This window comes from Streptomyces sp. MUSC 14, from assembly GCF_001866675.1.
Taxonomy (GTDB): domain Bacteria; phylum Actinomycetota; class Actinomycetes; order Streptomycetales; family Streptomycetaceae; genus Streptomyces.
Map to the genome: position 1 here is coordinate 25,551 of NZ_MLYN01000005.1, position 20,056 is coordinate 45,606.

General features: G+C 72.1%; 20 protein-coding genes. 14 read left to right on the forward strand and 6 right to left on the reverse strand.

Annotated features, from left to right (window positions below; translation table 11 throughout):
* Nucleotides 1–2: 2 nt before the first annotated feature.
* Complete coding sequence (locus BIV25_RS00130; RefSeq protein ID WP_071369981.1) at nt 3–620, forward strand: nucleoside triphosphate pyrophosphatase; 618 nt, start codon at nt 3–5, stop codon at nt 618–620.
* Here BIV25_RS00130 and BIV25_RS50700 read toward each other — a convergent pair.
* The gene (locus tag BIV25_RS50700) at nt 592–1,191 is read right to left on the reverse strand and encodes a hypothetical protein (RefSeq protein ID WP_256255486.1); all 600 of its coding nucleotides are present in this window, start codon (nt 1,189–1,191) and stop codon (nt 592–594) included. The two genes, BIV25_RS00130 and BIV25_RS50700, sit on opposite strands and share 29 nt — an antisense overlap.
* Before the next feature lie 365 nt (nt 1,192–1,556).
* Between BIV25_RS50700 and BIV25_RS00140 the strand changes: the two genes are divergently transcribed.
* Nucleotides 1,557–3,329, forward strand: a complete 1,773-nt coding sequence (locus BIV25_RS00140; RefSeq protein WP_071369982.1) for a biotin carboxylase N-terminal domain-containing protein — start codon at nt 1,557–1,559, stop codon at nt 3,327–3,329.
* 262 nt (nt 3,330–3,591) lie between these two features.
* Here the strand turns inward: BIV25_RS00140 and BIV25_RS00145 are convergent, their stop codons facing one another.
* Entirely contained in the window at nt 3,592–4,524 is a 933-nt protein-coding gene (locus BIV25_RS00145) for a DeoR/GlpR family DNA-binding transcription regulator (protein WP_079176340.1), read from the reverse strand.
* A 166-nt stretch (nt 4,525–4,690) separates the two neighbouring features.
* On the reverse strand, nt 4,691–6,139 hold the full coding sequence (locus BIV25_RS00150; RefSeq protein WP_071369984.1) for an NAD(P)H-quinone dehydrogenase: 1,449 nt from the start codon (nt 6,137–6,139) through the stop codon (nt 4,691–4,693).
* A 116-nt stretch (nt 6,140–6,255) separates the two neighbouring features.
* Here BIV25_RS00150 and BIV25_RS00155 point away from each other — a divergent pair, with 116 nt between their 5' ends.
* The 3 genes from BIV25_RS00155 to BIV25_RS00165 all read left to right on the forward strand — a co-directional run bounded on the left by BIV25_RS00155 (nt 6,256) and on the right by BIV25_RS00165 (nt 9,382).
* Nucleotides 6,256–6,693: a gamma-glutamylcyclotransferase gene (locus tag BIV25_RS00155; RefSeq protein ID WP_071369985.1), complete on the forward strand. Its 438-nt coding sequence runs from the start codon at nt 6,256–6,258 to the stop codon at nt 6,691–6,693.
* Between the two features lie 111 nt (nt 6,694–6,804).
* A complete protein-coding gene (locus tag BIV25_RS00160) occupies nt 6,805–7,629 on the forward strand; it encodes a purine-nucleoside phosphorylase (protein WP_071369986.1) in 825 nt (274 codons plus the stop codon).
* A gap of 121 nt (nt 7,630–7,750) precedes the next feature.
* A complete protein-coding gene (locus BIV25_RS00165) occupies nt 7,751–9,382 on the forward strand; it encodes a phospho-sugar mutase (protein WP_071369987.1) in 1,632 nt (543 codons plus the stop codon).
* 140 nt (nt 9,383–9,522) lie between these two features.
* Here the strand turns inward: BIV25_RS00165 and BIV25_RS00170 are convergent, their stop codons facing one another.
* On the reverse strand, nt 9,523–10,212 hold the full coding sequence (locus BIV25_RS00170; RefSeq protein WP_071369988.1) for a PH domain-containing protein: 690 nt from the start codon (nt 10,210–10,212) through the stop codon (nt 9,523–9,525).
* Between the two features lie 147 nt (nt 10,213–10,359).
* Here BIV25_RS00170 and deoC point away from each other — a divergent pair, with 147 nt between their 5' ends.
* The 3 genes from deoC to BIV25_RS00185 are packed head-to-tail and all read left to right on the forward strand — an operon-like array spanning nt 10,360 to nt 13,677.
* On the forward strand, nt 10,360–11,319 hold the full coding sequence (gene deoC / locus BIV25_RS00175) for a deoxyribose-phosphate aldolase (protein ID WP_071369989.1): 960 nt from the start codon (nt 10,360–10,362) through the stop codon (nt 11,317–11,319).
* A 5-nt stretch (nt 11,320–11,324) separates the two neighbouring features.
* Nucleotides 11,325–12,788, forward strand: a complete 1,464-nt coding sequence (locus BIV25_RS00180) for an aldehyde dehydrogenase family protein (RefSeq protein WP_071369990.1) — start codon at nt 11,325–11,327, stop codon at nt 12,786–12,788.
* Entirely contained in the window at nt 12,781–13,677 is an 897-nt protein-coding gene (locus tag BIV25_RS00185) for an aldehyde dehydrogenase family protein (protein ID WP_071369991.1), read from the forward strand. Before BIV25_RS00180 ends, BIV25_RS00185 begins: the two co-directional genes overlap by 8 nt.
* Before the next feature lie 74 nt (nt 13,678–13,751).
* On the opposite strand, the gene BIV25_RS00190 is transcribed toward BIV25_RS00185, so the two are convergent.
* On the reverse strand, nt 13,752–14,156 hold the full coding sequence (locus BIV25_RS00190) for a hypothetical protein (protein ID WP_071369992.1): 405 nt from the start codon (nt 14,154–14,156) through the stop codon (nt 13,752–13,754).
* A gap of 127 nt (nt 14,157–14,283) precedes the next feature.
* On the opposite strand from BIV25_RS00190, the gene BIV25_RS00195 reads away from it, so the two are divergent.
* Nucleotides 14,284–14,919 (forward strand): uridine kinase, encoded by a 636-nt coding sequence (locus tag BIV25_RS00195; protein WP_371272966.1) that lies wholly within the window; start codon nt 14,284–14,286, stop codon nt 14,917–14,919.
* Nucleotides 14,920–15,104: 185 nt separating this feature from the next.
* Here the strand turns inward: BIV25_RS00195 and BIV25_RS00200 are convergent, their stop codons facing one another.
* Nucleotides 15,105–15,827 (reverse strand): SigE family RNA polymerase sigma factor, encoded by a 723-nt coding sequence (locus BIV25_RS00200; protein ID WP_071369994.1) that lies wholly within the window; start codon nt 15,825–15,827, stop codon nt 15,105–15,107.
* Between the two features lie 250 nt (nt 15,828–16,077).
* On the opposite strand from BIV25_RS00200, the gene afsQ1 reads away from it, so the two are divergent.
* The 5 genes from afsQ1 (at nt 16,078) to BIV25_RS00225 (ending at nt 19,993) form a co-directional block, all read left to right on the forward strand.
* Nucleotides 16,078–16,755, forward strand: coding sequence for a two-component system response regulator AfsQ1 (gene afsQ1 / locus BIV25_RS00205; protein WP_177235107.1), 678 nt, complete (start codon nt 16,078–16,080; stop codon nt 16,753–16,755).
* The gene (locus BIV25_RS00210) at nt 16,752–18,377 is read left to right on the forward strand and encodes an ATP-binding protein (protein ID WP_371272967.1); all 1,626 of its coding nucleotides are present in this window, start codon (nt 16,752–16,754) and stop codon (nt 18,375–18,377) included. The genes afsQ1 and BIV25_RS00210 overlap by 4 nt, the downstream gene beginning before the upstream one ends.
* Nucleotides 18,374–19,006 (forward strand): hypothetical protein, encoded by a 633-nt coding sequence (locus BIV25_RS00215; protein ID WP_071369996.1) that lies wholly within the window; start codon nt 18,374–18,376, stop codon nt 19,004–19,006. The genes BIV25_RS00210 and BIV25_RS00215 overlap by 4 nt, the downstream gene beginning before the upstream one ends.
* An 87-nt stretch (nt 19,007–19,093) precedes the next feature.
* Nucleotides 19,094–19,681 (forward strand): VanZ family protein, encoded by a 588-nt coding sequence (locus tag BIV25_RS00220; RefSeq protein ID WP_071369997.1) that lies wholly within the window; start codon nt 19,094–19,096, stop codon nt 19,679–19,681.
* Between the two features lie 111 nt (nt 19,682–19,792).
* Nucleotides 19,793–19,993, forward strand: coding sequence for a PspC domain-containing protein (locus BIV25_RS00225; RefSeq protein ID WP_071369998.1), 201 nt, complete (start codon nt 19,793–19,795; stop codon nt 19,991–19,993).
* Nucleotides 19,994–20,056 lie beyond the last annotated feature (63 nt).

Consider the following 20,056-nt stretch of genomic DNA (forward strand, 5'->3'; position numbering starts at 1 on the left):
CCATGACCGCAACGCGCCGCAGGCGACTCATCCTCGCGTCGAAGTCCCCCGCCCGCCTGGGCCTCCTGCGTCAGGCCGGCCTCGAACCCGAGGTGATCGTCAGCGGGGTCGACGAGGACGCCGTCACCGCCCCCACCCCGGCCGAGCTGGCCCTCGCCCTCGCCGAGGCGAAGGCCTCGGTCGTGGCGGCGAAGCCGGAGGTGCACGGCGCCCTGGTGATCGGCTGCGACTCGGTGCTGGAGCTGGACGGCCAGGCCCTCGGCAAGCCCGCCGACGCCGAGGAGGCCACCGCCCGCTGGAAGGCGATGCGCGGCCGGGCCGGCACCCTGCAGACCGGACACTGCGTCTGGGACACGGAGGCCAACCGGTACGCCGCCGCGGTCGCCTCCACCGTCGTGCGCTTCGGCGAGCCCTCGGACGACGAGATCGCCGCGTACGTCGCCTCCGGCGAGCCCCTCCACGTCGCCGGGGCCTTCACCCTGGACGGCCGTTCGGCGCCGTTCATCGAGGGCATCGACGGCGACCACGGCAACGTGATCGGCATCAGCCTGCCCCTGGTGCGCAAGCTGCTGGCCGAACTGGGCGTCGGCATCACGGAGTTGTGGGCACCGGCCGGATGACGAGCTGAGCGGGCACGGAGTCCTGCGGGTCCCCGTCCCCGTCCTGGGGTTCGCCGGGGGGCGTGCGCGGAGCCGGGACGGCCGCCGCTCCCGGGGCCGCGGCCGCGCCCGGCGCACCGGCGGCCGCGGGCTCCCCGCCCGCACCCGCCCCGCCGCCGGAGGCGCCCGGCTGCACCCCGCCGTCACGGTCGTACGTCATCAGCAGCAGGACGATGAGTCCGAGCACGACCACCATGAACAGGAACGCCGTCCAGCCGACCAGGCCCCAGGCGAACGCCCCCAGCAGGCCGTGCACGACCGCGGCGCTGACGAGCACGACCCGGCCGAATCCCGCGGGCGCGCGGTCGCGTATCGCCACCAGGACGGCCACCAGGGCGCACAACGCGAAGTAGAGGCCGAAGACGACGCCGCCGACCTTCGAGGACGTCGCCATCGTCGACGGGTCGAGACCGGCCAGGGACATGTCCTGCCGGTCGACGACGATTCCCAGGAACCAGTTCAGCGCCGCGATGAAGACCGCCTCCGCCAGAAGGACGACCGCCACGACCCACGCCACAGGCCTGCGCACCACCGCGGATCCACCCACTCTCGTGCCAGCGTTCCAGTTACCCCAGGTACGTTCGGTACATCGCGAACGCTACTAACGGGTAAACCGGGGGACAAGGGTTCGCGCGCCAGCAAAGAATCATTGGGCCATTCGTAGGGACTCGACAAAGAAACGGAGTGGGGCGCAGCACGCTCTCACAGAGACCTTGACCACATGACAGGGCTAGGGTTTCCGGGAGGAGCCCTGCGTGCTGTGGCGCGACAAGGGGTTTCGCGGTCGAGCGGGCCTCGAATCACGCTCCGTGTGGGCAAGCTCACCATTGGGGACGGGTCGAAGTGCCGTGTCGGCAGTCCCTAAACTCGGCTTGTTTCAAGGAGGGAGCCTCAATCGTGCGCAAGGTGCTCATCGCCAACCGTGGCGAAATCGCTGTCCGCGTGGCCCGGGCCTGCCAGGACGCCGGAATCGCGAGCGTGGCCGTCTACGCCGACCCGGACCGGGACGCTCTGCATGTCCGCGCCGCGGATGAGGCGTTCGCCCTGGGCGGTGACACCCCGGCCACCAGCTACCTGGACATCCAGAAGGTCCTGAACGCGGCGCGCGAGTCCGGCGCCGACGCCATCCACCCCGGCTACGGCTTTCTCTCGGAGAACGCCGAGTTCGCCCAGGCGGTGCTGGACGCGGGCCTGACCTGGATCGGCCCGCCGCCGCAGGCCATCCGCGACCTGGGCGACAAGGTGGCGGCCCGCCACATCGCCCAGCGCGCCGGCGCGCCCTTGGTGGCCGGCACCCCGGACCCCGTCTCGGGCGCCGAGGAGGTCGTGGCCTTCGCCGAGGAGCACGGCCTGCCGATCGCGATCAAGGCGGCCTTCGGTGGCGGCGGCCGCGGTCTGAAGGTCGCCCGGACCCTGGAAGAGGTCCCGGAGCTGTACGAGTCGGCGGTGCGCGAGGCGGTCGCCGCCTTCGGCCGCGGCGAGTGCTTCGTCGAGCGTTACCTGGACCGCCCCCGCCACGTGGAGACCCAGTGCCTGGCGGACAAGCACGGCAACGTGGTCGTCGTCTCGACGCGTGACTGCTCGCTCCAGCGCCGGCACCAGAAGCTGGTCGAGGAGGCCCCGGCGCCGTTCCTGAGCGACGAGCAGGTCGCCGAGCTGTACCGCGCCTCGAAGGCCATCCTGAAGGAGGCCAGCTACGAGGGCGCGGGCACCTGCGAGTTCCTGGTCGGCCAGGACGGCACGATCTCCTTCCTGGAGGTCAACACCCGGCTCCAGGTGGAGCACCCGGTGACCGAGGAGGTCGCCGGCATCGACCTGGTCCGCGAGATGTTCCGCATCGCCGACGGCGAGGAGCTGGGGTACGACGACCCGGCCCTGCGCGGCCACTCCTTCGAGTTCCGCATCAACGGCGAGGACCCGGGCCGGGGCTTCCTCCCGGCCCCCGGCACGGTGACGAGGTTCGACGCGCCGTCCGGCCCCGGTGTCCGCCTGGACGCGGGCGTCGAGGCCGGCTCGGTCATCGGCCCGGCGTGGGACTCCCTGCTGGCCAAGCTGATCGTGACGGGCCGTACCCGCGAGGAGGCCCTTGAGCGGGCCGCCCGCGCCCTGGCCGAGTTCCAGATCGAGGGCATGGCGACGGCGATCCCCTTCCACCGCGCGGTGGTCAAGGACCCTGCCTTCGCCCCCGAACTCACCGGCTCCGCAGACCCGTTCAGGGTCCACACCCGCTGGATCGAGACCGAGTTCGTCAACGAGATCAAGCCCTTCGCCGCCCCGGCCGACGCCGAGGCGGAGGAGGAGTCCGGCCGTGAGACGGTCGTCGTCGAGGTGGGCGGCAAGCGCCTGGAGGTCTCCCTCCCCTCGTCGCTCGGCATGTCCCTGGCCCGTACCGGCCTCGCGGCGGGCGCCAAGCCCAAGCGCCGCGCGGCCAAGAAGTCCGGCCCGGTGGCCTCCGGCGACACCCTCGCGTCCCCGATGCAGGGCACGATCGTCAAGATCGCGGTCGAGGAGGGCCAGGAGGTCCAGGAGGGCGACCTGATCGTCGTCCTGGAAGCCATGAAGATGGAGCAGCCCCTGAACGCCCACAAGGCGGGCACCGTCAAGGGCCTCGCCGCCGAGGTCGGCGCCTCGGTCACCTCGGGCGCGGCGATCTGCGAGATCAAGGACTGACCGCACCGTCGACGAGACGCCCGGCGGCCCCGCTTCGGCGGGTCCGCCGGGCGTTTCGTTTCAGCTGGGCGGAGAACCCGGCCTAGCCGAGAGGCTAGGGGGTGTCGTTTGGATCAGGCCGGCCGTGAGGAACGGCGCTTCCTGGCCGACCCGAGCGGGGTCGTGGGGGAGTCGGCGAGTGACGACAACGCCGCTGGGGGTGCCCCCTCTGGGGGAGTGCGTGCCAGACCCCGCGACGCTGGCATGATCCGAACGACACCCCCTAACGCCGCCTCATGTCCGCGACGCGCCCCCGCTCGGCGCCCGTCGGTTCCCCCATTCCCGCGCCCGAGCGGAGCGGCATGTGCCCCCTGCGCGGCCCCGGCAGGGGAGCGCGGCGGGTCGCCGGGACCTGTTCACCCCCCGGGTTTCCACTCGCCCCGGCCACGGCGATCTGCACCCCTTGGTCGGCAAGGGCCTGCAACTCGGTCGATGCGCGGTCGTCGTGGGGTGGGGGCTCGTCGGTGACCAGGCGGGTGATGAGGTCCGTCGGCACGGTCTGGAACATGGTGTCCGTGCCGAGCTTGGTGTGGTCGGCGAGGACCACGACCTCGGCGGCGGCCTGGACGAGCGCCCGGTCGACGGACGCCGAGAGCATGTTGGAGGTGGACAGGCCGCGTTCGGCGGTCAGACCGCTTCCGGAGAGGAAGGCCTTGGACACCCGCAGCCCCTGGAGGGACTGTTCGGCGCCGGAGCCGACGAGGGCGTAGTTGGAGCCGCGCAGGGTTCCGCCGGTCATCACGACCTCCACCCGGTTGGCATGGGCCAACGCCTGGGCGACCAACAGGGAGTTGGTGACCACGGTCAGCCCCGGTACCCGGGCGAGCCGGCGGGCCAGCTCCTGTGTGGTCGTACCGGCCCCGACGACGATGGCCTCGCCTTCTTCGACGAGGCCCGCGGCGAGATCGGCGATGGCCGTCTTCTCGGCGGTCGCGAGATGGGACTTCTGGGGGAAGCCCGACTCGCGTGTGAACCCACCCGGCAGTACCGCACCGCCGTGCCGGCGGTCGAGGAGTCCTTCTGCCTCCAGTGCCCGCACGTCCCGCCGTACGGTCACTTCGGAGGTCTGGACGACGCGGGCGAGCTCACGGAGCGACACGGCACCGTTCGCTCGCACCATTTCGAGAATCAATTGGCGACGTTCAGCAGCGAACACGAAACTGACAGTAACCCCAGCGACCGTCTGCTTTCAGCAGTTTGCGCCGAATAACAGAAGTTGTTCGCATGGTGGGGCGGGAAGTGGTATAGCACCTATCCGCCCCGACTATGCCGTGCGCACTCGCGGCAACTCCCCGTGACCAGCGGGGAGTCCGGGTCCGCCGTCAGGCCTCGGCGCTCGCCTTGCGGCCGTGGAGCTGCCGCGCCACCTCCGCGATCGACCCCGAAAGGGAGGGGTACACGGTGAACGCGTTCGCGATCTGTTCGACCGTCAGATTGTTGTCGACGGCGATCGAGATGGGGTGGATCAGTTCCGAGGCGCGGGGCGCCACGACCACACCGCCCACGACGATGCCCGTGCCCGGCCGGCAGAAGATCTTGACGAAGCCGTCCCGGATGCCCTGCATCTTCGCGCGCGGGTTGCGCAGCAGCGGCAGCTTCACCACCCGGGCGTCGATCTTGCCCGCGTCCACGTCCGCCTGCGAGTAGCCGACGGTCGCGATCTCGGGGTCGGTGAAGACGTTGGAGGAGACCGTCTTCAGGTTCAGCGGGGTCACCGCGTCGCCGAGGAAGTGGTACATGGCGATACGTCCCTGCATGGCGGCGACGGACGCGAGCGCGAAGATGCCCGTCACGTCACCGGCCGCGTAGACGCCCGGAGCGGTCGTACGCGAGACCTTGTCGGTCCAGATGTGACCGGACTCGCGCAGCTTGACGCCCGCCTCCTCCAGCCCCAGCCCGGCGCTGTTCGGAATGGCGCCGACCGCCATCAGGCAGTGCGTGCCGCTGATGACGCGCCCGTCGGCGAGCGTCACCTCGACCCGGTCGCCGACGCGCTTGGCGGACTGCGCGCGGGAACGGGCCATGACGTTCATGCCACGGCGCCGGAAGACGTCCTCCAGCACGGCGGCGGCGTCCGGGTCCTCACCCGGCAGCACGCGGTCGCGGGACGACACGAGCGTGACCTTGGACCCCAGCGCCTGGTACGCGCCGGCGAACTCGGCGCCGGTCACACCGGAGCCGACCACGATGAGCTCCTCGGGCAGCTCGGTCAGGTCGTACACCTGGGTCCAGTTGAGGATGCGCTCGCCGTCGGGCTGGGCGTCGGGCAGCTCGCGCGGATGACCGCCGGTCGCGATGAGGACGGCGTCGGCGGTCAGGGTCTCCTCGGTGCCGTCGGCGGCGGTGACGACGACCTTGCGGGACCCGTCGAGGTTCTGCATGCCCTCCAGCCGGCCGCGCCCGCGCAGCACCCGGGCGCCGGCCCGCGTGACGGAGGCGGTGATGTCGTGCGACTGGGCGAGGGCCAGCCGCTTCACCCGGCGGTTGACCTTCCCGAGGTCCACGCCGACCACCCGGGCGGCCTGCTCCAGCGGCGGGGTGTCGTCGGCGACGATGATGCCGAGCTCTTCGTACGACGAGTCGAAGGTCGTCATGACCTCCGCCGTCGCGATGAGAGTCTTCGACGGCACGCAGTCGGTCAGCACCGACGCTCCGCCCAGACCGTCGCAGTCGACGACGGTCACCTCCGCGCCGAGCTGAGCGGCCACCAGCGCCGCTTCGTATCCGCCGGGTCCGCCACCGATGATCACGATCCGAGTCACGTACCCCATTGTCCCGCACGCTTCAAGGTGCTATTGCCCGGGGGCGGACGTGAGTGCCGCGGCAGGCCTTCCGGGACAGGAGCGAAGGGAGGTCCGCGCGCCGGGGGCTGCCGTACCCTCTCTCCATGTCGCTCTATGCCGCGTACGCCGGCAACCTCGACGCTCGGCTGATGTCGCGCCGCGCACCGCACTCCCCGCTGCGCGCCACCGGCTGGCTGAACGGCTGGCGGCTGACGTTCGGCGGCGAGCAGCTGGGCTGGGAGGGCGCACTGGCGACGATCGTCGAGGACCCGCTGGCGCAGGTCTTCGTCGGCCTCTACGACATCGCCCCCCTGGACGAGGAGTCCCTCGACCGCTGGGTGGGCGTGGGTCTCGGCATCTACCGCCGCGCGCGCGTGCGCGTGCACACCCTGGACGGCGAGGAACCGGCCTGGACGTACGTCCTCGACGGCTACGAGGGCGGACTCCCCTCGGCGCGCTACCTGGGCGAGATCGCCGACGCGGCGGAGTCGGCGGGCGCCCCGCATGACTATGTGATGGAGCTGCGCAAGCGCCCCTGCTGAGCACCGGGAGCGCCTCGGGTCCCGCTTCGTCGGAAACGACAAGGCAACGATCGCGATCCCGTGAGGTCTGTCATCTACGCGCGTAGGCGAAGAGCGGCTACCCTCGACGACGTGAACGCATCTCTCCTTCCGGACGACATCCAGGGCGACCCGTACGCCGCCGCCGACGCCGCCGCCGCGCGCCTGCGCGAACTCACCGGCGCCGAGACCCACGACGTCGCCCTCGTGATGGGCTCCGGCTGGGCTCCGGCCGTCGACGCCCTGGGCGCACCCGACGCCGAGTTCCAGGTCACCGAGCTGCCCGGCTTCCCGCCGCCGGCCGTCCAGGGGCACGGCGGCAAGATCCGCTCGTACTCCTTCGGTGACAAGCGCGCGCTGGTCTTCCTGGGCCGCACGCACTACTACGAGGGCCGTGGCGTCGCCGCCGTCGCCCACGGCGTCCGCACCGCGGTGGCCGCCGGCTGCAAGACCATCGTCCTCACCAACGGCTGCGGCGGCCTGCGCGAGGGCATGCGCCCCGGCCAGCCGGTCCTGATCAGCGACCACATCAACCTCACGGCCACCTCCCCGATCGTCGGCGCCAACTTCGTCGACCTGACGGACCTCTACTCCCCGCGGCTGCGCGCCCTGTGCAAGGAGATCGACCCCTCTCTGGAGGAGGGCGTCTACGCGCAGTTCCCCGGCCCGCACTACGAGACCCCGGCCGAGATCCGCATGGCCCGCGTCATCGGCGCGGACCTGGTCGGCATGTCCACGGTCCTGGAGGCCATCGCCGCCCGCGAGGCCGGCGCCGAGGTGCTGGGTATCTCCCTGGTCACCAACCTGGCCGCGGGCATGACCGGCGAGCCCCTCAACCACGAGGAGGTCCTCCAGGCGGGCCGCGACTCCGCCGCGCGGATGGGCCAGCTGCTGGGCCAGGTACTGGGCAAGCTGTAAGCGCCGCCGAGCCCGTCCGCTCGCTTTCCAGCCGACCGAGTCGGGTGGGCCGGTGGGAAACGGGGGTCTGGGGGCGGAGCCCCCAGTGGCCCAGGTAAACACAGGAGAGGTTGATCCCAAGGTGCACGACGATCTCATCGCCAAGGCCAGCGCATGGCTCGCCGAGGACCCGGACCAGGAGACCCGCGACGAACTCGCCAAGCTGATCGACGCCGGTGATGTCACGGAACTGTCGGCCCGGTTCTCCGGCACCCTCCAGTTCGGCACCGCAGGTCTGCGCGGCGAACTCGGCGCCGGTCCGATGCGCATGAACCGCAGCGTCGTCATCCGGGCCGCCGCCGGCCTCGCCGCGTACCTGACGAAGAACGGCGGGACCGGGGGTCTGGTCGTCGTCGGCTACGACGCCCGCCACAAGTCCGCCGACTTCGCGCGCGACACCGCCGCCGTGATGACCGGCGCCGGCCTGCGCGCCGCCGTGCTCCCCCGCCCGCTGCCCACCCCCGTGCTCGCCTTCGCGATACGGCACCTCGGCGCGGTCGCGGGCGTGGAGGTCACCGCCAGCCACAACCCGCCCCGGGACAACGGCTACAAGGTGTACCTCGGCGACGGCTCCCAGATCGTGCCGCCCGCCGACGCGGAGATCGCCGCCGAGATCGACGCGATCGCGCGCCTCGACGACGTACCGCGCCCGGAGTCCGGATGGCAGACCCTGGACGAGTCGGTCCTGGAGGCGTACCTGGCCCGTACGGACGCCGTGCTGGCCCCCGGCTCCCCCCGCACCGCCCGCACCGTCTACACGGCGATGCACGGCGTCGGCAAGGACGTCCTGCTGGCCGCGTTCGCCCGCGCCGGCTTCCCCGAGCCGGTGCTGGTCGCCGAGCAGGCCGAGCCCGACCCCGACTTCCCGACGGTCGCGTTCCCCAACCCGGAGGAGCCGGGCGCGATGGACCTGTCGTTCGCGCAGGCCCGCGCCACCCGCCCGGACCTGATCATCGCCAACGACCCCGACGCCGACCGCTGTGCCGTCGCCGTGCGGGACGGCGCCGACTGGCGGATGCTGCGCGGCGACGAGGTCGGCGCGCTGCTCGCCGCGCACCTGGTCCGCCGGGGCGCGACCGGCGTGTTCGCCGAGTCGATCGTCTCCTCCTCCCTGCTCGGCCGCATCGCCGAGAAGGCGGGCCTGCCCTACGTGGAGACCCTGACCGGCTTCAAGTGGATCGCCCGCGTCGACGGCCTGCGCTACGGCTACGAGGAGGCCCTCGGCTACTGCGTGGACCCCGAGGGCGTGCGCGACAAGGACGGCATCACGGCGGCCCTCCTGATCACGGAGCTGGCCTCGGTCCTCAAGGAGGACGGCCGCACCCTCCTCGACCTCCTCGACGACCTCGCCGTCGAGCACGGCCTGCACGCCACCGACCAGCTCTCGGTCCGCGTCCAGGACCTCTCCCTGATCGCCGACGCCATGCGCCGGCTGCGCGAACAGCCGCCTACCGAGCTGGCGGGCCTGGCCATCACCGAGGCCGAGGACCTGACCCGCGGCACGGCCGAGCTGCCCCCCACCGACGGCCTGCGCTACACGCTCGACGGCGCCCGCGTGATCGTCCGCCCGAGCGGCACCGAACCGAAGCTGAAGTGCTACCTGGAGGTCGTGGTCCCGGCCCCGGACCACGCCGCCCTCCCGGCCGCCCACACCCGCGCGACGGACCTCCTCGCGGCGATCAAGCGGGACCTGTCGGCGGCGGCGGGTATCTGAGCCGTACGGCAGACGCCGGTACGGCACCGGTGTGCCGACGTGACGAGGTGGGGTGCGCCAGGCCGGGCACCCCACCTCGTCACGTCACCTCGTCACCTCGTCGCGCCGCACCGCAGCGCGCCGCCCCGCAAGACGCCGCCTCAGCCCGTCGCCAGCAGGATCGCCAGCAGGATCGCGCCCGCCACCGCAGGCGCGGCCACCTCGTAGGCCCAGCGCACGGTGATCTCGCCCTGCGCCGACTCCGCCGCGCCGCGCCGGTCCAGCAGTTCGCGCAGCTCGTCCATGGCCTGGTCGGACTCCGCGCGGGCCGGGCCGGCCGGGGTGGCGCCGCCGCCGACGGCACCGAAGCCGCCGAAGCCGCCCAGTCCGCCGAGGCCGCGCCGCCCGGGCTCGTCGCCGCGGGCCGCGTCCGCCGCCGCCCGCGCCTTGCGCATCTCCGCCTTCTTGCGGCCCCGCAGCGAGACGGGCAGCGCCCACAGCTGGTACTTGCCGCCCGCCTTCACGACGACCTCGTTGGAGTAGCCGGAGCGCAGGGAGGCGATCTCGCCCCAGGGCAGGCTGATCACGCGGAAGGGGTTGCGGATCCGCATCCGGTCCTCGCCGGCGTAGACGGCCGGGCGCAGCGTGAACGCGACCACCAGCGGCACGACCAGGATCATCCCGGCGAGCGCCAGCCACGGCGCGCGGCCGTGTCCCTGGAACAGGGCGTCGAAGCCCAGCCAGAGGATGACGGCGAGCAGCAGCACGCCGCCCACGAGCGCCATCGGCGAGCGGTAGACCCGGTCCTTCACGGCGAGGGACGCGGGTGGCTGGTGGTCCGGGGTCGTCATGGCCCCGATTCTGCACGACATCCCCGGCAGGGGCCCACGCACCCCGGCACCGGCGCTCATCCGTGACCTCCGAACGAGAGATGAGCAGCACAGGGCCTCCCGGGGGTATACATCCGCTACGCGCGTAGATATGCTCGTCTGGTGACCATGCCCACTACTGCTCCCCCAGCACACGCGCTCGCCGACGTCACCGCGTCCGACAGCACGCTGCGCCGCTTCCTGCACGGGCTGCCCGGCGTCGACGCGGTCGGCCTGGAGGCGCGGGCCGCGTCTCTCGGCACCCGTTCCATCAAGACCACCGCGAAGGCGTACGCCATCGACCTCGCCATCTCGATGGTCGACCTGACGACGCTGGAAGGCGCGGACACCCCGGGCAAGGTCCGGGCGCTCGGCGCCAAGGCGGTCCATCCCGACCCGACGGACCGGACGACCCCGACCACGGCGGCCGTCTGCGTCTACCCCGACATGGTGGCCGTCGCCAAGGAGGCCGTCGCCGGCTCCGCCGTGAAGGTCGCCTCGGTCGCCACCGCCTTCCCGGCCGGCCGCGCCGCGCTCGACGTGAAGCTGGCCGACGTGCGCGACGCCGTCGCCGCGGGCGCGGACGAGATCGACATGGTCATCGACCGGGGCGCGTTCCTCGCCGGCAAGTACCTGAAGGTGTACGACGAGATCGTCGCCGTGAAGCAGGCCTGCGGCACGAGCGCCCGGCTGAAGGTCATCTTCGAGACCGGCGAGCTGTCGACGTACGACAACATCCGCCGCGCCTCCTGGCTCGGCATGCTCGCCGGCGCCGACTTCATCAAGACCTCGACGGGCAAGGTGGCGGTCAACGCGACCCCCGCCAACACCCTGCTGATGCTGGAGGCCGTACGGGACTTCCGTGCGCAGACCGGCGTCCAGGTCGGCGTGAAGCCGGCCGGCGGCATCCGCACCACCAAGGACGCCGTCAAGTTCCTGGTCCTGGTCAACGAGACCGCGGGCGAGGACTGGCTGGACAACCACTGGTTCCGCTTCGGCGCCTCCTCGCTCCTGAACGACCTGCTGATGCAGCGCCAGAAGCTGGCCACCGGCCGCTACTCCGGCCCCGACTACGTGACGGTGGACTGATCGACATGGCTTCCGTATTCGAGTACGCACCGGCGCCCGAGTCCCGCTCCGTCGTCGACATCGCCCCTTCCTACGGGCTCTTCATCGACGGCGAGTTCACCGAGGCGGCCGACGGCAAGGTCTTCAAGACGGTCAGCCCGTCGACGGAAGAGGTCCTCTCCGAGGTCGCCCAGGCGGGCGAGGCGGACGTCGACCGCGCCGTGCAGGCCGCCCGCAAGGCGTTCGAGAAGTGGTCGGCGCTGCCCGGCTCCGAGCGCGCCAAGTACCTGTTCCGCATCGCCCGGATCATCCAGGAGCGCAGCCGCGAGCTGGCCGTCCTGGAGACGCTGGACAACGGCAAGCCGATCAAGGAGACCCGTGACGCGGACCTCCCGCTGGTCGCCGCGCACTTCTTCTACTACGCGGGCTGGGCCGACAAGCTCGACCACGCCGGGTTCGGCCGGAGGACGACAAATGGGCCCAGCGGCGCGAGCCCGCGGCCGCTCGGCGTCGCGGGCCAGGTCATCCCGTGGAACTTCCCCCTCCTGATGCTGGCGTGGAAGATCGCCCCGGCCCTCGCGACCGGCAACACGGTCGTCCTGAAGCCGGCGGAGACCACTCCCCTCTCGGCCCTGTTCTTCGCGGACATCTGCCGCCAGGCGGGCCTGCCGAAGGGTGTCGTCAACATCCTTCCCGGCTACGGCGACGCGGGGGCCGCCCTCGTCGCGCACCCGGGCGTGGACAAGGTCGCCTTCACCGGCTCGACGGCCGTCGGCAAGGAGATCGCGCGGACCGTCGCCGGTACGTCGAAGAAGCTCACCCTCGAACTGGGCGGCAAGGGCGCCAACATCGTCTTCGACGACGCCCCGGTCGACCAGGCCGTCGAGGGCATCGTCACCGGCATCTTCTTCAACCAGGGCCAGGTCTGCTGCGCGGGCAGCCGCCTCCTCGTCCAGGAGTCGGTCCAGGACGAGCTGCTGGAGTCCCTGAAGCGCCGCCTGTCGACCCTCCGCCTCGGCGACCCGCTGGACAAGAACACCGACATCGGCGCGATCAACTCCGCCGAGCAGCTGGCCCGGATCACCGCGCTGGCCGAGCAGGGCGAGGCGGAGGGCGCCGAGCGCTGGTCCCCGGCCTGCGAACTGCCCGCCTCCGGCTACTGGTTCGCCCCGACGCTCTTCACGAACGTCACCCAGGCACACACCATCGCCCGCGACGAGATCTTCGGCCCGGTGCTGTCCGTCCTCACCTTCCGCACCCCGGACGAGGCCGTCGCCAAGGCCAACAACACCCAGTACGGCCTGTCCGCGGGCATCTGGACGGAGAAGGGCTCGCGGATCCTGGCGGTGGCGGGCAAGCTCCGCGCGGGCGTGATCTGGTCCAACACGTTCAACAAGTTCGACCCGACCTCGCCGTTCGGCGGTTACAAGGAATCGGGCTTCGGCCGCGAGGGCGGTCGCCACGGCCTGGAGGCTTACCTCGATGTCTGACCGCACCAATGAGCGTCTGAGCGTCTTCAAGACCTACAAGCTGTACGTCGGCGGGAAGTTCCCGCGTTCCGAGAGCGGCCGGGTGTACGAGGTGACGGACTCGAAGGGCAACTGGCTGGCCAACGCTCCGCAGTCCAGCCGCAAGGACGCCCGGGACGCGGTCGTCGCCGCCCGCAAGGCGTTCGGCGGCTGGTCCGGCGCGACGGCGTACAACCGCGGCCAGGTCCTCTACCGCGTCGCGGAGATGCTGGAGGGCCGCCGCGAGCAGTTCGTGCGCGAGGTCGCCGACGCCGAGGGCCTGTCGAAGTCGAAGGCGGCGGCGGTCGTGGACGCCACGATCGACCGCTGGGTCTGGTACGCGGGCTGGACCGACAAGATCGCCCAGGTGATCGGCGGCAGCAACCCGGTCGCGGGCCCGTTCTTCAACCTCTCCTCCCCGGAGCCGACCGGCGTGGTCGCCGTCCTGGCCCCGCAGGAGTCGTCGTTCCTGGGCCTGGTGTCGGTCCTCGCCCCCGTGATCGCCACCGGCAACACCGCGGTCGTGATCGCGAGCGAGAAGTCCCCGCTCCCCGCCCTCTCCCTGGGCGAGGTCCTGGCCACCTCCGACGTCCCGGGCGGCGTGGTCAACGTCCTGTCCGGCCGTACGGCGGAGATCGCGGCCCCGCTGGCCGCGCACCAGGACGTCAACGCGATCGACCTGGCCGGTGCGGACGGGGAACTGGCCAAGGAGCTGGAGATCTCCGCGGCCGACAACCTGAAGCGGGTCCTGCGTCCACAGGCTGTGGATTACGCCGAGATGCCGGGGACCGAGCGGATGACGGCGTTCCTGGAGACGAAGACGGTGTGGCATCCGACGGGCTCGCTCGGCGCGTCGGGGTCGTCCTACTGAGTCACCCAAGAGGGGCGCGGGTCTGCGGCGGAGTCACACATCGCCACAGCACCGCGCCCTTCTTCGCGGCGCTTTCAGAAACCCGGCGCGGCCAGGACCCGGCCCGCCCCCGGCAGGCTGCCGAGGGACGGGGCCTCGGCCACCGGCCCCGTCAGCATCTGCGTACCGACCGGCTGGAAGTCGGCGAACTGCGTGCTCACGGCGTTGTCCAGGGGATCGACGCCCGTGCCCGCCAGGGGGTTGGGCTTGAGGCCGGCCACCGGGCCCGTGACGTAGGGGACGGTGGCCGCGAGCGCCGCGAGGCCCGCCTGGGGGTCGGCGTCGCCGAAGGAGGTCGGGTGCGACGGCACCTGCACGAGTGGCGCGGCCGACTCCGCGTGCGCCGTGACGGCGCCGGCGCCCAGGGCCGCCCCTGCGGCCGCGAGGGCGATCAGGGCACGCGGTGCGGCGGGCGGTCGGGGGGAGTTCTGTCGGGCCATCGCTGGTGCCACCTTCCGGTGCGCAGGGTAATGGTGTCGACACGAAGGGTAGTTGAGGCGGGAGTCACGCTCAAAAGCCGACCCGCGGGGTCGGCAGGCGGCCCACCATGCGTCAAACTGGTGTTCCGTGAGCATTCATCCTCCGGTCCCCGCCCGTGTCGTGCTGCTGTGCGGCCCCTCGGGCTCGGGCAAGTCACTCGTCGCCGCCCGTTCCGGGCTCCCCGTGCTGCGCCTGGACGACTTCTACAAGGAGGGTGACGACCCGACTCTGCCCCTGGTGCAGGGGAGTTCGGACATCGACTGGGACCACCCGCAGTCCTGGGACGCGGACGTCGCCGTCGAGGCCATCACCCGGCTGTGCGCCACGGGCTCGACACCGGTGCCGGTGTACGACATCGCGCGCAGCGCCCGTACCGGCGAGGAAACCCTGCGCATCGGCCGCACCCCGCTCTTCATCGCCGAGGGCATCTTCGCGGCGGAGGTCGTCGAGCGCTGCCGGGAGCTGGGGGTGCTCGCGGACGCGCTGTGCCTGAGCCGCGGCCCGTTCACCACCTTCCGGCGACGCTTCCTGCGCGATCTGAAGGAGGGCCGCAAGTCGGTGCCGTTCCTGCTGCGCCGGGGCTGGCGGCTGATGCGCGCGGAGCGCTCGATCGTCGCCCGCCAGGTGTCCCTGGGCGCACACGCCTGCGACCGTGACGAGGCGCTGGGGCGGCTGACCGCTGCCGCGGCGGGGCGGCAGGTACGGCAGCAGACGGCGGCCTGACCGCCGTACGGAAGCAGAGACGAAGAAAGCGGGACTGGACAGGCCCCCCGGCCCTCCAGTCCCGCTTCTCGTACTCCCCCGTGTCCCCCGTTTCCCCTCCCTGTCTCCCCCGTGGGCCCACCCCCCAGTGGTCCCACGGGGCCCCCGTTGCCCCCCCTCGGGCCACCCCCCGGTGACCCCGGCCTTCAGGCGACCAGTTCGCCGAAGGCGTTCTCCTCGTCACGGCCGAAGCTGAGGACCTCGTCCTCGCGCAGCCGGCGCAGCGAGCGCCAGATGCTGGACTTCACCGTGCCGACACTGATGTTGAGGATGTCCGCGATCTCCGGGTCCGTGCGGCCCTCGTAGTAGCGCAGGACCAGCATGGTGCGCTGGAGTTCGGGCAGCCGGGCGAGCGCCTGCCACAGGACCGCGCGCAGTTCGGTGCCGCGCATCGCGTCCGTGTCAGAGGGCGTCTCCGGCAGTTCCTCGGTCGGGTACTCGTTGAGCTTGCGGCGCCGCCAGGCACTGATGTGCAGGTTGGTCATGGTGCGGCGCAGATAGCCGCCGACGGCCGCCTTGTCGCTGATCCGGTCCCACGCCCTGTACGTCGAGAACAGCGCGCTCTGGAGCAGGTCCTCGGCCTCGAAGCGGTCGCCGGTCAGGTGGTAGGCGGTGGCGTACAGGGAGGCGCGGCGCTCCTGGACGTAGGCCGTGAACTCCGCCTCCGTCAGCGAGCGACGCCGCTCCCCCGAGCCGTCCCCCGTGTGCGTGTCCACCACCGACATGTACGCCGGGTGCTGACGTCCGGTGCCGCGAGCGCACCCCCGCCCGCTCACGGCACCGGACTTCTCGGAACCGGACCGGTGCGTATGCACGTCGTGCAGACGCGTGACCACTGCGCTGGTGCTCATGCTGTGCAGCGTGTTCATCTCGCGCTCCCCGTCGTGGACGTCCGGTGGTTCGGTCTTGCGGGGCCGGCTCGCGACCGATCCGGTCGGCCGCCTGGCCCGTGACGAAAACTCTGCCGGGGGCACTTCATGGCCGTGTCCGCCGACTGTCACAGACCTGTCACAGGGGTCCTGCTCAGGGATGTCACAGGAAGTGCACATGTCGTGGCGGTAGGGAAGGGCTGGTGCGGGCAGGTGGGAGGACGGCGGGTCCATGGGCCAGAATGAGCCCGTGGCTTCCCTGTTGCTGATCGAGGACGACGACGCCATCCGTACGGCCCTGGAGCTCTCCCTGACGCGCCAGGGCCACCGGGTGGCGACCGCTGCCAGCGGTGAGGACGGTCTGAAGCTGTTGCGCGAGCAGCGGCCCGACCTGATCGTGCTGGATGTGATGCTGCCCGGGATCGACGGCTTCGAGGTGTGCCGTCGGATCCGGCGCACCGACCAGTTGCCGATCATCCTGCTGACCGCGCGCAGCGACGACATCGACGTGGTGGTCGGGCTGGAGTCCGGCGCCGACGACTATGTCGTCAAGCCCGTACAGGGCCGGGTGCTGGACGCCCGCATCCGGGCCGTGCTGCGGCGCGGGGAGCGCGAGTCCAGCGACTCGGCGACCTTCGGCAACCTGATCATCGACCGCTCGGCGATGACCGTGACGAAGAACGGCGAGGACCTCCAGCTGACCCCGACCGAGCTGCGGCTGCTGCTGGAGCTGAGCCGGCGGCCCGGTCAGGCGCTGTCCCGCCAGCAGCTGCTGCGGCTGGTGTGGGAGCACGACTACCTCGGTGACTCGCGCCTGGTGGACGCCTGTGTGCAGCGGCTGCGCGCCAAGGTCGAGGACGTGCCCTCGTCCCCGACGCTGATCCGTACCGTCCGTGGTGTCGGCTACCGCCTGGACACGCCTCAGTGACCGACAGGCAAGGAGGGCTGCGCGGCTGGACCGCGGGGCGGGCGAGGAGTCTGGCGCGGCTCAGGTTCACCAGTCTGCGGCTGCGGCTGGTCGTCGTGTTCGCGCTGGTGGCCCTGACGGCCGCCGTCTCGGCGTCCGGCATCGCGTACTGGCTGAACCGGGAGGCGGTGCTCACCCGCGCCCAGGACGCGGTGCTGCGCGACTTCCGCCAGGAGATGCAGAACCGCGCGGGCGCGCTGCCGGCGCACCCCTCGCAGGACCAACTCCAGCGCACCGCCGGGCAGATGGCGACCAGCAGCCAGAGCTTCAGCGTGCTGCTGGTCGGCCAGGACGCGAGCGGCAGGACGGTGTACGGCAACTCGGGCGGGATCAACGGCTTCTCGCTGGAGGACGTGCCGAAGCCGCTGCGCGCCGCCGTGAACAAGCAGCAGAAGGTGTCGGACGCCAACAAGGAGCCGTACCACCTGTACTGGCAGCGGGTCGTGCAGCACGGCACGCCGTTCCTGGTGGCCGGCACGCGGGTGATCGGCGGCGGTCCGACCGGCTACATGGCGAAGTCCCTGGAGCCGGAGGCCAAGGACCTCAACTCGCTGGCCTGGTCGCTCGGCATCGCCACGGGCCTCGCGCTGATCGGCGCCGCGCTGCTCGCGCAGGCCGCCGCGACGACCGTGCTGAAGCCGGTGCACCGGCTCGGGGTCGCCGCCCGGCGCCTGGGCGAGGGCAGGCTGGACACCCGGCTGCGGGTCTCCGGCACCGACGAACTCGCCGATCTCTCCCGGACGTTCAACAACGCGGCCGAGGCGCTGGAGCAGCGGGTCGCGGAGATGGCCGCCCGGGACGAGTCCTCGCGCCGGTTCGTCGCCGACATGAGCCATGAGCTGCGGACACCGCTGACCGCCATCACCGCCGTCACGGAGGTGCTGGAGGAGGAGCTGGAGTTCGAGTCCGGGAGCATCGATCCGATGATCGAGCCGGCGGTGCGGCTGGTGGTCAGCGAGACGCGGCGCCTGAACGACCTGGTCGAGAACCTGATGGAGGTCACCCGCTTCGACGCGGGCACCGCCCGGCTGGTCCTCGACGACGTCGACGTCGCCGACCAGATCACCGCCTGCATCGACGCCCGCGCCTGGCTGGACGCCGTCGAACTGGACGCGGAGCGCGGCATCCACGCCCTGCTGGACCCGCGCCGGCTGGACGTCATCCTCGCCAACCTGATCGGCAACGCGCTCAAGCACGGCGGGTCGCCGGTGCGGGTGTCGGTGCGGGCGGCGGACGACGAGGTGGTCATCGCGGTGCGTGACCACGGTCCGGGCATCCCGGAGGACGTCCTGCCCCACGTCTTCGACCGCTTCTACAAGGCGAGCGCCTCGCGTCCGCGGTCCGAGGGCAGCGGGCTGGGTCTGTCCATCGCCATGGAGAACGCCCACATCCACGGCGGCGGGATCACGGCCGCCAACTCGCCCGACGGCGGGGCGGTGTTCACCCTGCGGCTGCCACGGGACGTCTCACGGCTGACGGAGGAGCCGGACGACGAGGGCGGGAAGGACACCGGGACCGGCAGGAACGACGAGAACGACAAGAACGACAAGAACAGTCCGGGATCAGGAAGGGAGGGGTCATGACCGTACGACGCGCGACCGCACAGAGCCGGGCCGCACGCCGCCTGCTGGCGCTGCCCCTCCTGGGTCTGGCGCTCTCCGGCTGCGGCATCCGGGCCACGGAGGTGCCGACCGACTTCGGGGCGGCGCCGTCCCGGGTGCCGTGCTCGCTGGCCGGGCCGGACCTGTCCGCGCAGTCCTCGCAGGGTGTGCCCGTGCAGGTCTTCCTGCTCTGCGGGGCGTCCCTGGTGACGGTCGACCGGACGGTCGACGTGCCCGACGGCACCCCGGACGCCCGGCGCCGGGTGATCGTGGCCCAGGGGCTGCTGGACCAGCTGGCGGCGTCACCCTCCACCGCCGAACGCTCCGCGGGCTACACGACGTACGTCCCGGGCGGCCTGAGCGTGTCGGGCCCCGGCCCGAAAGACCCCGAGGACATGCTCCGGCTGAGCACGCCTCCGGCGCACCTGACGTCGTACGCCCTGGCCCAGGTCGTCTGCACCCTGTCCGACTCGGCGGCGACGGAGGGCGACGGCTCGGTCATCCTGGCCGGCCCGGTCCCCGACGCCCCCCGCCGCTACGCCTGCACGGACGACGTCCGCAACCGCCCGGGAAACGCGCAGCCGCCGTCGAGCGCGGTGCCCGAGAACTAGGGCCGCCGGGGTGCGGAGCGGCTCCGGGTGACACGTCGGGGAAACCGATGCGGAACCGATCGTGCCCGGGGCTGCGTCTAGGGGGTCGTGCAGCGTCAAGGCTCGTTCGGCGGCAGCGCCGCGTTCCGCATCAGGGTGACAGGAGGTGTCCTCCTCGTCGCCCACCTCGCTCTCGTCGCCTGGCTGACGCTGCGCCCGCTGGACGTCCCCTGGGTGACACCCCCCAATGTGCATCCGCTGGCCGGCATCCGCGCCGACCTGGCGCTCGGCGGCCGGGAGGCGGCCCGGCGGCTCGGCGAGGGCCTCGCCCTGCTCGCCCCATTGGGCGTGCTGCTGCCGGCGGTGCACGGCCGGCTGACCGTCTCCCCGCTCGCCTCCCTGGTCCGTACGGTGGCGGCGGGCGCCCTGATCTCCCTGGGCATCACGCTGCTGCAGACCGGGGTGCCCGGCCGGGTCGCGGACGTCGACGCGCTGCTGCTGAACACCGCGGGCGTCGTCCTCGCCCACCTGGCCGTCGTACCGGCGGGCCGCGCCTGGCTGCGCCGCCGTGCGGCGCGGGACGCACGGGACGCGCGCGAGGGCGCCGAGTCCGGGGCCCGGCGGCCCCGCACGCTCCAGGAGGAGCTGTCTCAGGGGCGCACCCCGACGATTCCCAGGGTCGGGATCGCCCCGTAGAGCGACGCTTCGCCCCCTTCGTCTCCCTACCGTGGAAGAAGGTCGAGGGACGCCACCGGGGCGGCCCCGGCCACCGGCCCGGCAGCGGGCCGACGACCCGGAGGAGCCGCGATGACCGCCCTTGCCCGCCCCACCCACGGCCGCGTGATCGGCGGCGTGTGCGCCGGACTGGCCCGGCGCTTCGGCACCTCCGCGACGACGATGCGGGTGATCTTCCTGCTCTCCTGTCTGCTCCCGGGCCCGCAGTTCCTGCTCTACATAGCCCTGTGGATCCTGCTGCCCTCCGAGGAGAAGTCCCGCACCGCCTGGTAGACGCGCGAACGCCGCTGGGGCGCCCCGGAGTTGTCCTCCGGGGCGCCCCAGCGGCGTGGTGCC